At 63.3% G+C, this 13,560-nt stretch carries 12 protein-coding genes and 1 pseudogene; 9 read left to right on the forward strand and 4 right to left on the reverse strand.

Translation table 11 applies throughout. The features are described 5' to 3' along the window. The first annotated feature begins 254 nt into the window (after nt 1–254). The 7 genes and pseudogenes from A5773_RS01185 (at nt 255) to A5773_RS01210 (ending at nt 9,080) form a co-directional block, all read left to right on the forward strand. Nucleotides 255–2,690: pseudogene (locus A5773_RS01185) on the forward strand (glycogen/starch/alpha-glucan phosphorylase). Between the two features lie 43 nt (nt 2,691–2,733). Next, nucleotides 2,734–3,351 carry a hypothetical protein gene (locus A5773_RS01190; RefSeq protein ID WP_066952271.1) on the forward strand — a complete coding sequence of 206 codons (618 nt, stop codon included), beginning with the start codon at nt 2,734–2,736 and terminating at the stop codon, nt 3,349–3,351. Nucleotides 3,352–3,524: 173 nt separating this feature from the next. Continuing rightward, entirely contained in the window at nt 3,525–4,982 is a 1,458-nt protein-coding gene (locus A5773_RS01195; protein ID WP_066952269.1) for a hypothetical protein, read from the forward strand. A gap of 25 nt (nt 4,983–5,007) precedes the next feature. Beyond that, entirely contained in the window at nt 5,008–5,184 is a 177-nt protein-coding gene (locus A5773_RS26215; RefSeq protein ID WP_197505506.1) for a hypothetical protein, read from the forward strand. Nucleotides 5,185–5,199: 15 nt separating this feature from the next. After that, complete coding sequence (locus tag A5773_RS01200; RefSeq protein ID WP_369817297.1) at nt 5,200–5,637, forward strand: hypothetical protein; 438 nt, start codon at nt 5,200–5,202, stop codon at nt 5,635–5,637. Nucleotides 5,638–5,856: 219 nt separating this feature from the next. Beyond that, nucleotides 5,857–6,255 carry an MmpS family transport accessory protein gene (locus tag A5773_RS01205; protein WP_066952267.1) on the forward strand — a complete coding sequence of 133 codons (399 nt, stop codon included), beginning with the start codon at nt 5,857–5,859 and terminating at the stop codon, nt 6,253–6,255. Next, nucleotides 6,252–9,080, forward strand: a complete 2,829-nt coding sequence (locus A5773_RS01210) for an RND family transporter (protein ID WP_067788996.1) — start codon at nt 6,252–6,254, stop codon at nt 9,078–9,080. Before A5773_RS01205 ends, A5773_RS01210 begins: the two co-directional genes overlap by 4 nt. Nucleotides 9,081–9,133: 53 nt before the next feature. On the opposite strand, the gene A5773_RS01215 is transcribed toward A5773_RS01210, so the two are convergent. The 3 genes from A5773_RS01215 to A5773_RS01225 all read right to left on the reverse strand — a co-directional run bounded on the left by A5773_RS01215 (nt 9,134) and on the right by A5773_RS01225 (nt 11,561). Continuing rightward, complete coding sequence (locus A5773_RS01215; protein WP_067788999.1) at nt 9,134–10,423, reverse strand: sensor histidine kinase; 1,290 nt, start codon at nt 10,421–10,423, stop codon at nt 9,134–9,136. Between the two features lie 9 nt (nt 10,424–10,432). Then, nucleotides 10,433–10,807, reverse strand: a complete 375-nt coding sequence (locus A5773_RS01220) for a response regulator transcription factor (RefSeq protein ID WP_232001783.1) — start codon at nt 10,805–10,807, stop codon at nt 10,433–10,435. 70 nt (nt 10,808–10,877) lie between these two features. Next, a complete protein-coding gene (locus tag A5773_RS01225; protein ID WP_067789005.1) occupies nt 10,878–11,561 on the reverse strand; it encodes a response regulator transcription factor in 684 nt (227 codons plus the stop codon). 271 nt (nt 11,562–11,832) lie between these two features. Between A5773_RS01225 and A5773_RS01230 the strand changes: the two genes are divergently transcribed. Both A5773_RS01230 and A5773_RS25300 read left to right on the forward strand, forming a co-directional pair. Continuing rightward, nucleotides 11,833–12,195 (forward strand): DUF732 domain-containing protein, encoded by a 363-nt coding sequence (locus A5773_RS01230; protein WP_067789008.1) that lies wholly within the window; start codon nt 11,833–11,835, stop codon nt 12,193–12,195. A 191-nt stretch (nt 12,196–12,386) separates the two neighbouring features. Further along, on the forward strand, nt 12,387–12,740 hold the full coding sequence (locus tag A5773_RS25300; protein ID WP_232001785.1) for a DUF3761 domain-containing protein: 354 nt from the start codon (nt 12,387–12,389) through the stop codon (nt 12,738–12,740). 34 nt (nt 12,741–12,774) lie between these two features. Here A5773_RS25300 and A5773_RS01235 read toward each other — a convergent pair whose 3' ends face one another. Next, the gene (locus A5773_RS01235; RefSeq protein ID WP_067789011.1) at nt 12,775–13,515 is read right to left on the reverse strand and encodes an SDR family NAD(P)-dependent oxidoreductase; all 741 of its coding nucleotides are present in this window, start codon (nt 13,513–13,515) and stop codon (nt 12,775–12,777) included. Nucleotides 13,516–13,560 lie beyond the last annotated feature (45 nt).

The following is a 13,560-nucleotide window of genomic DNA, read 5'->3' on the forward strand; positions in this document are numbered from 1 at the left end:
CTATGCTCTTCTGACCTCAACGCCATACCGTCGCCGGCCCGTGAGCTGGTGTTTACGTAACAGCCTTCAACTGCGCGCCTGGTGTGCAAACATCGCTGCCAGACTGACGGTCTGCCGCCCCGGGGCGGACAGGTTGATTGCGGCAACCTCGAGGGATAGGACCCACCATGACCGATGTCGAGCAGACACCTTCCGATGGGCTCTCCCCCACCAGCCCCGCCCGGGCGGATCTGATTGAGCACTCCCGCACCGGGATGAGCGCGGCCGCGCTGCAGCGCGCCATCAACGACCACCTGCGCTACTCGATCGGCCGCCCGGCCGCGGCCCGGCGGCCCGAGCATTACTACCGGGCGCTCGCTCTGGCCGTGCGCGACCGGATGCAGGACCGACGCGTGGTCTCGACGCAGACCTCACTCGATCTCGGCCGGAAGGTGACCTGCTACCTGTCGGCGGAATTCCTGATGGGCCCGCAGCTGGGCAACAACCTGCTGAATCTGGGCATGGAGCGGGCCGCCCGTGACGCACTGTCGGCGATGGGCCAGAACCTGGACACGGTCCTGGCCTGCGAAGAGGAGCCGGGCTTGGGCAACGGCGGCCTCGGCCGGCTCGCCGCGTGCTACCTGGACTCGCTGGCCACCCTGGAGCGGCCGGCGATCGGCTACGGAATCCGTTACGAGTTCGGCATTTTCGATTAGGAGATCCACGACGGCTGGCAGGTTGAGCAGACCGACAACTGGCTGGACCACGGAAACCCTTGGGAGATAGCGAAACCCGACGTGAACTACGTGGTCAAGTGGGGCGGCTACGCCGCTCACGACACGGATGACGCCGGCCACGACCGCGTCCAATGGGTGCCGGGGCGGGTGCTGAAAGGGGTGGCCTATGACACGCCCATCCAGGGTTACGGCGTCAACACGTGCAACGTGCTGACGTTGTGGAGCGCGCGGGCCGTCAAGTCGTTCGCTTTGGAGGCCTTCAACACCGGCGATTACTACGGGGCGGTCGAGGACGAGGTCATGTCGGAGACCGTTACCAAGGTGCTCTACCCGAACGACGAGCCGGAGGCGGGTAAACAGCTGCGCCTGTTGCAGCAGTACTTCTTCGTGTCCTGCTCGCTGCAGCATGTGCTGCACATCATGGACGATCTCGCCGACGTTTCCGTCAAGGAGCTCCCCCAGCGGTTTGCCTTGCAGCTCAACGACACCCATCCATCGATCGGCGTGGCCGAGCTCATGCGGTTGCTGGTCGACGAACGCCAGCTGGACTGGGATGAGGCGTGGGAAATCACGGTGGCGACGTTCGGTTACACCAACCACACCCTGCTGCCCGAGGCATTGGAGACCTGGCCGCTGGATTTGTTCGCCGAGTCGCTGCCGCGCCACCTCGAGATCATCTACGAGATCAACCGCCGATTCCTCGACGAGGTGCGTGCGCGCTTCCCGGGCGACGAGGCGCGGGTCAGCCGGATGTCGCTCATCGGCGAGAACGGCGGCAAGAACGTCCGGATGGCGCACCTGGCCACCGTCGGCAGCCACGCCATCAACGGTGTCGCCGCGTTGCACTCCGAGTTGCTCAAAAGCAGTGTGCTCAAAGACTTCTACGAGCTGTGGCCGGAGCGGTTCAGCAACAAGACCAACGGCGTGACGCCGCGCCGCTTCCTGGCGCTGGCCAATCCCGGGCTCCGCGAACTGCTGGACCGCACCGTCGGGGACGGCTGGCTGACCGATCTCGGGCGCCTGCGCGGTCTCGAGCCATTCGTCGACGACGCCGCTTTCCGTCGCGAATGGCGCGACATCAAACGCAACAACAAAGCGCGCCTCGCCAAATACATCCGCTCGGTGGCCGGCGTCGAGCTCAATCCCGACTGGATGTTCGACGTCCAGGTCAAGCGCATCCACGAGTACAAGCGTCAGCATCTCAACGTGCTGCACGTCGTGGCGCTGTATCACCGGCTCAAGCAGGACCCGGGGCTGTCGATTCCGCAGCGGGCCTTCATCTTCGGCGGCAAGGCCGCGCCCGGATACTTCATGGCCAAGCGGATCATCAAGTTGATCAACGCCGTTGGGGAAACCGTCAACGCCGACCCGGACGTCAACCGGTTCCTGAAGGTGGCGTTCGTGCCGAACTTCAACGTGCAGAACGCCCACATGATTTACCCGGCCGCCGACCTGTCCGAGCAGATCTCCACGGCGGGCAAGGAAGCGTCCGGCACCGGGAACATGAAGTTCATGATCAACGGCGCCCTTACCGTCGGCACGCTCGACGGCGCGAACGTGGAGATGCGCGACGAGGTGGGCCCGGAGAATTTCTTCCTGTTCGGGCTCACCGAGCAGGAGGTCGAGTCGGTTAAGGCGGGCGGATACCGCCCTGGCGACTACATAGAGGGCAATGACGAGCTGCGTGCGGTGCTCGACCTGATTGCCGGCGGCACGTTCTCGCGCGGCGACACCGAGGTGTTCCGGCCCCTGGTGGACAACCTGCGCCATGACGACCCCTTCCTGGTGTGCGCCGACTATGCGGCCTACGTGAACTGCCAGGAACAGGTGAGCGCCGCGTGGCAGGACAGGGAGTCGTGGACAAAGATGTCCATCCTGAATACCGCCCGTAGCGGCAAGTTCTCATCCGACCGCGCGATCACCGAGTACTGCGACGACATCTGGAACGTGTGGCCGCTCACCGTCAAGATGTGAGAAAGCGGCTGATAATCGCCGCGCCCGGGCCTACGATCTCGCCATGCCGATTCTGGGCGATGCAACGGTGGTCCTCGCGCGGCTGACGAGGTCGACATCTAACGCGTTGCGCGTCGAGCTCGCGACCCCCGATGGCACCGAACTGGCGCGCGCCCAGCAAAAGGGCGGTGCCGCAGTGCTCTTCGGTTTTAAGAACGGGGGCAAGGGCGAGTACACACTGTCCGCTGCCAGCGGTGATGAACTCAGAATCGCGGTGGCCGGAACGACCACCATCACCAACCGCGGCACCCCGGTGGGAAAAATCGTCCCCGCCGACGGCGCGGCACGACTGGAAGATGGTGGCGGCACCGTGCTGGCGGAGGTGCGGCCGCACACCGGGCACAAGGCCGACGGCGCCTGGCATCATCGCTTATTGTCGCCGTCCGGCGAGGCGCTCGGCGTCCTCACCCTGATGACCGTTCACACCGGTTGGAGCGACATCGAATCCGAAGCCATCCAGTTGCTGTTCAACCGCAACGTGGCGACCCTGAAGGCACCATCGGCGGGTGCGATGCTCACCCTCGCCGCGCCGGCCGGTCCACACCTGGGCGACGTCCTGGCAGCGGCGTGCGTTGACTTCTCGGTGCTCCCCCGCGGGTACATCGACCAAAGCCAGACCTAGTCACAGCTGGGAAGATCCGGCACTCCGCTGGCCGTCAACCGTCCGCGCCGTCGACAACCAACCGGTGGCGCCACCGGCAGCGAATCGGCCCGAAACGGGTGCACCGGGGTCGACAGTGGACGTTTTCAAGGTCCACCGCAAGGATCGACACCGTGACCCCTGGCAGGAGGAAAGTGACCCGACGATTCCGTGGGCTTTTACTGGCCCCACTGACCGCGATGCTGGCGGTGCTGCTCGCGCCGTCCGCCTCGGCGGACACCTACACAGATCAGCTGGTGGGCAAGTTCAACGCCCAGACCCACGTGGTGGCCGACCCGGGGGCGAATCCGCCGTTGCGGGACCCGGACAGGCTGAACGACCAGATCCTCACCAGCCGCTGGACGTGGAGCTCCACGCCACCGATCTGGGTGGCGGCCGTCGCGCCCAGTCAGACCGGGGTGACCACCCCGGACGCCATCCACAACGTCATCCTGGGACGCAATCCGGCATTCAGCGGGATCATTCTCGTCATCGACTCCAAGGGCTACCACGTGCGGGCCTACAACGTGCCCAAGGCGATCGCAGACAGCGTCGACCCGTTCATGAGCCAGTCAGCCAGGGGCCACCGCAACGACCCGCAGGGCGCGACGAGTGAATTCGTCAGCAAATTGACCAGGCTGGACGTGTCCTCCGGAGGACCGGCGGCCACCACCTCCCCCGTCGTGCACAAGAACCCCGACCGCTGGGCGTGGTTGTGGACCATGCTTGTCTTCATTGCCGTCGCGTTGAGCGTGGTCGCCTTGGTCTCGTTCGCTGTCAGCCGAAATCGCAAGCGCCGCAAGGATGCAGACGAGCGCGAGCAGATCAAACAGGAATTGATCACCGCCGAATCCGGTGTCGCCGACATCGACAACGCGGTGCTCACCAACAGCGAAACGGACGTCAGCGCAGAGTCGACGAAGGCCAACGCCAGCCTCTACGACGCCCGAAAGGCCTACGAGACAGGCGACTACGGCGCGGCGAGGGCGCACCTGCGAGTAGTGGAGTCCACGGTGGCCAGGGCATACCAGAAGCTCGGACGCCCCGCGCCCAATGTTGGCGCTGTCGACTCGGTGCCCGGGGACGAGCGCAAGCAGGCCTCGGTACGGGCGAAGAATCCCGACACCGGCGAGTACGTGACGATCAACAACAACAACTACAGCACCACCCCGCAGCCCGGCTATCCGCACTACTACGGGGGTGGCTACTACAACGGAATGTTCTTCTACCCCGGCTATTACCCGTACGCATTCTGGGGCGCGGGTTGGGGTTGGGCGCTCACCGACGTCCTGCTGATGGATGCGCTGCTGGACGACCATTGGGGCGGCAGCTACGACCGCGGCTTCGAGGCCGGCCGCGACTCGGCGTATGCGGACGCCAACTACGACGGCGGCCAAAGCACCGGCTACGACAGTCAGCAAGGCGACGTCGGGTTCGGTGGGGGCTATGATTCCGGCGGCGACACCAGCTTCGCGGGCAACGACGGCTCGTACTCCGGCGGTGGCGACGTGGACTTCGGCGGCGGCTGGGACTCCGGCGGCGGATCCGACTTCGGCGGCTCCGATTTCGGCGGCGGCGGTTCGGACTCCAGCGGCGGCGACTTCGGGTTCTGATGCCCCAGAAGTAAGGTTTTCACCGATGAGTACCGACAAGATCAACCGCGGCATCCTGCTCGTCATGGCGGCGATCGGGGCAATCGCTTACGCGTTGCTCTACTCGCACGCCTCAATCGTCTTCAAGGTTCTGGTGCCGCTCGGTCTGGCCGTCCTGTTGGGCCTGATCGTCCGCGACGTCGTCAACACCCGGAAGCGGTGACACAGAAGGAGTTCGATGGTGACTGAGGGCTTGTTCGGTCTGCTGACCGTCGTCGCTTTAGGGCTGGCGTTGACGCTGGCCGCCATCGCCACCGTGTTCGTCCGGCGGATTGAGAGGCGACCAACCACCCCGATAAGCGAGGAAATCGGGAGCGCCAAAGAGGTCGTGCGCAAACTGCGCAAAGGCGAACCGATGTCGGCGGAAGAATTGGATTACGCGAAGCAAATCGTCGCCGATCGCAGTTCCTTCATGGCGCTCTGCATCCCCGGCGCGTTGTTCATGCTTGGTTGCTTTTACGTATTCGGCAGCCTTTACCACCTACACGGAGCGACGCCGTCCGAGCGGACATTTCTCGGGGTGATCCCCATGTTGACCTCCACGAACCTGGCCCTTCGCCTGCTCGGTAGCGCACGGTTGAAGAGGCGCCTGCGCAGCGCGCCCACCGCGTCGTAAGGGCCCCGCATGACGAGGTCCGGCACACCGAGATCGCGCCCGCGGTCCGCTTGCAGTAGTCTCTTTACCGTGGCATATCAACCAGATTGATATATCACCTGGTCTTGCCGCATGCGCACGGCGGTCGGGGACGGAACGAACACAAGGTCAGGAGGGGTTCGGGGAGATGAACGAGTGAGTCCTCGTTCAGTCAGCAGGACTGTCTTGCAGCGAGCCTGGATGCCGTTGGTCACCGTGGTCGCGGTCGGTGTCGGTCTGCTCTGCATGCACAAGGTGCACCAGTTCTCGGAACCCGAACCGGTCATCACGGTCAATGGCCCGCAGGCTCCCGAGCAGTTCAACCTCAAACGGATCACCTATGAGGTGTTCGGCTCCGCCGCGCAGGGCGGGAAACTCGTCTACATCGACATCGACGGCCATCCGCATCAGGTTGAAATCACAACTCTGCCGTGGTCCCACACGGAGACGACCACGCTCTCGGTAGCGTCCGGCAGCATCTCGGTGCATGTCCGCGGCGGTCAGGTGGGTTGCCGAATGCTCGTGGACGGCGTGGTCCGTGATGAACAGACGGACGACCATCAGGACGCCGACGTTGAGTGCAGGGTCAAGTCGGCATGAGCGAGCACCGTTTCGACGAGCCCCGGGTCAAGCGCCCGTTCATCCCCAGGATGGTCCGGGCTTTCGCGATACCGATCATCTTGTTTTGGGGCCTGCTCGCGGTCAGCACGAACACCTTTATGCCCCAAGTGGAACGGGTCGCTGAAGAACTCGCCGGACCGATGGTCCCGCATTACGCGCCCTCACAACGGGCGCTGCTGCACATCGGCGAAAAATTTCACGAATCCAACTCGACCAACTTGACCATGGTGGTGTTCGAGGCGAACCGACAGCTGGGAGACGCCGACCACCGGTACTACGACGATCTGATGCGCCGCCTCCAGCACGACACCCGGCACGTGCAATACGTGATGGACCTGTGGGGCAAGCCGTTCACCGCTGCCGGAGCACAGAGCGTCGACGGCAAGTGCACTTACGTGCTGTTGCGTCTCGCAGGCGACATCGGCCAGATTCAAGCCAACCAATCCGTGGACGCCGTCCGCGACATCATCAAGAATGACCCGCCGCCGCCCGGCCTCAAGGTCTACGTCAGCGGCGCGGCTCCGCTGGCCTCGGACACGCTGGCCATCGCAAATGCCAGCCTCAACAACGTCACGATCGTGACGATCTGCCTCATCGTGGTGATGCTGCTGCTGGTGTATCGCGCTCCTTCAACCCTGTTGGTGCCGCTGCTCGGGGTGCTCATCGAAATGCTCGTCGCGAAGGGCATCGTGTCCACGCTCGGTCACCTCGGGTACATCGAACTCTCGTCGTTCGCGGTGAACATCGTCATCGCGCTAACTCTGGGAGCGGGAACCGATTACGGCATCTTCTTGATGGGCCGGTATCACGAAGCGCGACAGGCGGGCGAAAGCCGGGAGGACAGTTTCTACATCGCGTACAAGGGTGTCGCGCCCATCATCATCGGCTCCGGCCTGACGATCGCGGGCGCATGTTATTGCTTGACGTTCGCGCGCCTTAACTACTTCCACACCATGGGGCCGGCCGTCGCGATCACCATGCTGTTCACCATCGCGGCGGCGATGACGCTGGGCCCGGCGGCGCTGACCGTCGGCAGCCTGTTCGGGATGTTCGACCCGAGGACCAACGCCAAGGGATATCTGTATAGGCGGATCGGGGCGAGCGTGGTGCGGTGGCCGGTGCCGATCCTGGTGGCCAGTTCCGCGGTCGTCATGCTCGGGGCGATCTTCGTGCCGACGTACCGGCAGAACTACGACGATCGGCAATACCAGCCGGCCAGTGCACCCGCCAATCTCGGCTTCCAAGCGGCGGATCGGCACTTCCCCAAAAGCAAGCTGTTCTCCGAGATGCTGATGGTCGAAACCGATCACGACATGCGCAACTCGGCCGACTTCATCTCGCTGGACCGCGTCGCGCGGGCCCTGATTCGCCTGCACGGTGTGGCGATGGTGCAAGGCATGACGCGGCCCTTGGGCCGAGCGCTCGAGCACGCCAGCATTCCGTACCTATTCACCACGCAGGGCAGCGGCAACGGCCAACAACTCCCGTTCAACAGGGAGCAAAACGCCAACACCGACGCGCAAGCCGAGATTCAGGCGCACTCCGTCGCGGTCTTACGCAAAGAGGTCGGCTTCTTCCAAAAGGTGTCCGACGAACTGCACCAGACGGTACTCACCGTCGAAGACCTCCAAAGGGTCAGCGACGACATCAGGGACGAAGTCTCGAACGTCGACGATTTCTTCCGGCCGATCAAGAGCTACTTCTATTGGGAGAGACACTGTTTCGACATCCCCATCTGCTGGACGTTCCGCTCCCTGTTCGAGACCATCGATCAAATCGACAAGTTGGCCGACGACATCGCGGACGCGAAAGTGTCTCTGCAGGAGGTGGACAAGACTTTCCCGCAGATCATCGCCCAACTGAAAGCCACCGCGGACGATACCGAGGCACTGCAGTCGAAGTTGGTCAACAGTTACGGATCCGCCGATCTGCAGACCACCCAGACCGAGCAGACATTCGATGATCTGATCAACGTCGGCAACGACTTCGACAAGTCCCGCAGCGACGACTTCTTCTACATCCCGCATGAGGGCTTCGACAACGACGATGTCAAGACGGGGATGAAGTTGATGATGTCGCCGGATGGCAAGGCGGCCCGGTTCATCGTCACCCACGAGGGCGACGCCATGGGCCCGGAAGGCGTGGAGCACGTCGAACAGTTCCCCGACGCGATAAAGACGATCCTCAAAGAGACCTCGTTGGCCGGCGCGCGGATCTACATCGGCGGTTCGGGGGCCAACGACAAGGACATCAAGGAATACGCGATGTCCGACCTGATGATCGCGGCGATCGCCGCCTTCGTGCTGATCTTCTTGATCATGATGTTCATCACGCGAAGTCTGGTGGCGGCCTTGGTGATTCCGGGCACCGTGGCCTTCTCCTACGCCGGCGCGTTCGGCCTGTCCATACTTGTCTGGCAGCACCTGATCGGCCTGCACCTGCACTGGCTCGTCCTACCGCTGACGTTCATCATCCTGGTGGCAGTCGGGTCGGACTACAACCTGCTGCTGATCAACAGGGTCAAAGAGGAGCTGCACGGCGGAATCCACACCGGTCTGATCCGCGCGCTCGGCAGCACGGGCGGGGTGGTGACATCCGCGGGTCTGGTCTTCGCCTTCACCATGCTGGCGATGCTCACCAGCGACCTCAGGACGATCGGCCAGGTGGGTTCGACCGTGTGCATCGGCCTGCTGCTCGACACGCTGATTGTGCGTTCGTTCGTCGTGCCGTGCATTCTGCGGATCCTTGGGCCGTGGTTCTGGTGGCCAACCCTGGTCCGCAGCCGTCCGCTGCGGCAGGCGTAAGGCTCTTCATGCGTCCAAAGCCCGGATTCGTCGAGGCAATATCGACCGCTACTTCATGTTGATGACGATTGCTGCCCGGTCGGCTGCGGCGTCGCGGCGCCAGTCGACAGCGGCGTAGCAGCCACGGTGGCGGTGATTCGTGTGCCACGGCCAGGTGCGGTATCGATCTCTAGGTCACCTCCGATAGCGGCCAGCCGGTCAGTCATGTTAGTGAGCCCGGTCCCGGTAGTCGCCGGGTCGAATCCAAACCCAGTGTCACTGATCGTCAGGGTTAGCGTCCGGTCGCCAGCGTTGGCGGCGATGGTGGCCTTGGTGTCGGGGCCGCCATGTTTGGCAGAATTCTGCAGCGCTTCGGTGGTGCAGTAATAGAGCGCACCCTCGATTGACGTCGAGTAACGGCCTAGGCCCTGCAGGTAAACATCCACGGGTATCGGAGCGTGGGCGGCCGCGGCGGGCAGGGCTTGCGCCAGCCCACCGCTGACCAACAGTGGGGGGTAGATACCGTGTGCGATCCTGCGGATCTCGGCGATCGCTGTTTGCAGCAGTTGGGATGCCTCTACCAGCAGGGTTTCGCAGCGGTCCCTATCGGCGGTGCGGGCAAGCTGCAATAGCACTGCCAGCGCCACCAAGTCCTGTTGGGCGCCGTCATGCAAGTCGCGTTCGAGGCGGCGCCGCTCGCTGTCGGCCGCGGCGATCAGCCGGGCGCGTGATGCCGCGAGCTCGGTTGCATGCTCGGCCAGCAACTTTTCGGATGTGTGCAACGCAGCCGCGTTGCGGTTGGCGACCTTCGCTGTATTCCGCAGAGTGGCGGCGTTGCCGGAGACGACCAACAACGTGCCGATTACCATTACAGGCAGCGCAACAGCGAGGACAGCGTTGCCAACGGACCTTGACCTCTCGTCGGAGAGTCCCGCATTTTCATGCAAGCCCGCCAGCCCTCCTAAGACCATCAAGCAGGCGGCGGTGATCAAGTTGAATGCCAGCAACTGCTTTCCGCGAACGCATCTCTCGGCGAAGATAACGGGCAGCAGCGCGGCGAGCGCGACCCACGGCATCAGGATCGGCGCAACGAAGGTGACCAGCAGGGCGCTGCCCCAACTGGCGACACATATCAGCGTCACCGACTGCACGTGACTGCGTTGTCGCGCCAGGCGTAGTGCGGCCAGCAGTACGACGTCTTGTCCGAGACAAATGAGGGCAAGGACCAGCATCCAATGGGATGGCAAGAGCGAGAAATACAGCGCGAGCGCGAGGAACGCGCTTCCGCTGAAAACCATCAGTTCGAGCGCTATAAAGAACAGCAATGTCTCGGTGAGACCCCAGCTGAGAATGCGACGCCACATATCCTTTGCCTACTCGACCGCCCGCCAAAAGCGGTTCAGGATATCTGGGCTCAACTCTTCCTTGCGGAAGTAGGCCGACGCACCACAATTCGCGGCCTCCGCAGGAAGGTCGCGGACGTCATAAGTAGACATCAACAGGACGGTTAGGTGGGGATTCGCCTCGTGGATTCGCCGGGCGGCCTCGATTCCTCCCATTCCGGGCATGTGAATGTCCATCAGCACAATGCCGTGGCATTCACCGCGCAGGACCTCGATCGCAGACTCACCAGTCTCATAATCGCCGGCTAGCACGAATCCGTCTGTCGCTGAGAGCATTTCCGTAGCAGCGCGCCGGAAGCTGGCCTGATCGTCGACAACCCAAACCGGGACCTGCTCAGCGGTCATGCTCGACATTGTGGAATGCATTGTCCGCCTGTCACCAGGGTGTACACACCACTTTTGTCCACAACCTGCCCTAAGCGGACGCGGCGTCACCGGCGTCCCCAAGAAACAAAAGCACCGCCTTCACGCGCCGATCCACCGTGTCGTCTCCGGTCAAGCCGAGCTTGGCAAAAATCGCGTTGATGTGCTTTTCCACCGCGCGCTGAGACAACACGAGCCGTTCTGCCACCGCACGGTTGCTGCTGCCACTAGCGAGTTCGGCAAGAACCTGGCGTTCCCGAGGCGTCAACCGGTTGACCACTGAAGCTGAGCTTGGCTTTGCCAACAACGCCTCGACCACAATCGGATCCAGGACCGTCCCGCCTGATGCGACCTCACGGACGGCATCGCTTAGCTGATCGAAGTTTGCGATGCGTTCCTTCAGGAGGTATCCGCGGGCGCCAGTGCCCCCCTCCAGTAATCCGGCCGCGTACTCGGGTTGGGCGTATTGCGACAACACGATCACCCCTGTGTCCGGGTGTGCGGTCCGCAACCAGTGGGCGAGGCGAATTCCCTCATCAGTCGACGTGGGCGGCATGCGCACGTCGGTCACCAACAATGCCGGCTGGTGTCGATTGAGGAGTTCGATCGCGGAGTCGTAATCCACGCCCTCACCGACCACGACCACGTCGGGATTCGTTGACAGGGCTCGGCAGACACTGTCTCGGATCAGCAAAGAGTCTTCAGCGACCACTATCGAAATCTTTGCGTCTGCCATGACTACCACCGCATCTCGGTCTCACAGTGACATGTTTATTGGCTCGTATGACTGTAAACGCCGTCCCAGCCGCGTGGGGCCGCTTTTGGCAGGTCGAGCTGACCACCGCACCGGCCTCACCTCTGAACTGGTGTACACACCACCTCCAGCTGTGGTGTCTGCTCCCTGGCCGGTTCTTGCTGCGCCTGATGACATTTCAGTGAGGCACTCGCAAGCGGCATAGAAGACCGCAACCCCCCAGCCGGGGCCTCAAGCCGGAAAGGAAACCACAATGAAGAAGAAGTTTCTCGGCAGCCTCGCCGCATTCTCCGCAGCACTCGGCGTCGCGGCCGTAACCCCGGCGCAAGGACACGCCGACAGCGGCGGTATGTGGACAACCGATCAGGACATCACCTTCATAAGGTTGTGCGACAACGACGGCATCTACAGCACTGGTGGCCCTGTCGCCGAGGCGACCGCCGGCCGGGCTATTGCACAAGACCTGATTAGCGGCGTCTCCCCGCAGGCGGAGAGCGATTACCTATACGCCCACACCGGCATCACCGTCACTCGAAAAGACGCCTTCATCTTGGTTGCCGCGGCAGAGGCCGCCTACCTCGGGGGCGCCCCATCGACCGGCGTCCAAAACGCCTGAGGGCCTGGCCCCGGCTGATGGGGGTTCTGCCGGGGCCACCCAATCCAGGGCGAAAGCATGAGCATTCGCTCGAATCCGCTTCGCCAACATCGCACGACCGTTACCAACGGCGACACAAGCAAGGACGAGTCATGAACAGTAGCATCCCGGCCATTGCCGCCCGCTCAACGCATGAGAACCGGCCCAAAAGCATGTTCGGAAGATCAATAGCAGCAAAGCATTTGCTGAGATTTGCCACCGGTGCATTGCTAGTTATATCGGCCACCGGCACAGCGGTACCCGTATACGCAGATACGCTGCTTCGGGAAGAGGCAAATACAGTGGGGCGGCCACTGTCGCCCAACCTCCCCTTGCCGCAATGCCCCCCAGAGACATACGAGAACTCCAGCGGGATCTGCGTGCCACGCCCGGTGCAACCGGACCCATCGCAGCCGCAGACACCTCCGGGCAACGCGACGGCAAAGTGTCGCGATGGTTCTTGGTCATTTAGTCAGCACCGGACGGGAACATGTTCAGGGCATGGGGGCGTCGCTCAATGGCTTTGACGCAGTGCGCGTAGTAACTCTTGGCAGAGAGCATTTAGCCGGCGCCCTTGCCGTTGTCGACCCGATAGACGGCGCCGTGCACGGCGGCGGCGGCATCGCTGGCCAGGAAGGCGATCACGTTCGCGACATCGAGGGGCTGCATCATGCCGCGTGGCGAGGCGGTGCGCATGATCAGGTCGTAGTTGGGATTGTCCGGCGCACTGAAATGTTCGATCTGCGGTGTGAGCATCCCACCCGGACATATTGCGTTGACGCGTAAGCGATCCGCGGTGTACTCCACCGCCAGGGCGCGGGTAAGTCCGATCAGGCCGTGCTTGGCCGCGCAGTAGCCCGCCGAGTACGCCTGGCCCTCGACACCGGCGATGGAGCCGACGTTGACGATGTTGCCGCCCCGCTCCAGCAGGTGCGGCAGCGCGGCCCGGCACAGGTAGAACGGCCCGTTCAGATTCACCGCAAGATCGTGCGCCCAGTCCTCATCGGCCATTGACTCCGTCCGACGCATCTGGTGGTGGCCGGCGACGTTGACCAGGACGTCGAGTCCGCCCAACTCGCGCACGCACTGCTCGACCGCATCGCGGCAGGCCTGCGCAGAGGAAACGTCGACTGACGCGTAGGAACCATCTTGGCCGTCGGCGAATACCTCGGCCAAACGTGCGGTATCGCGGCCAATACCGAAAACCGTTGCGCCCTCGCGGGAGAACAGCCGAGCCGTCTCGGCGCCGAGGCCCGACGACGCTCCGGTCACCAGGGCGACCTTGCCCTCCAGCGTTGACATATCAGTCCGTCTCGCTCAATACCGCATCCGAGCAACGCCACCCCG

Origin of the sequence: Mycobacterium sp. 852014-52450_SCH5900713, from assembly GCF_001667075.1 — a bacterium.
In the GTDB taxonomy this organism is placed as follows: Bacteria; Actinomycetota; Actinomycetes; order Mycobacteriales; family Mycobacteriaceae; genus Mycobacterium.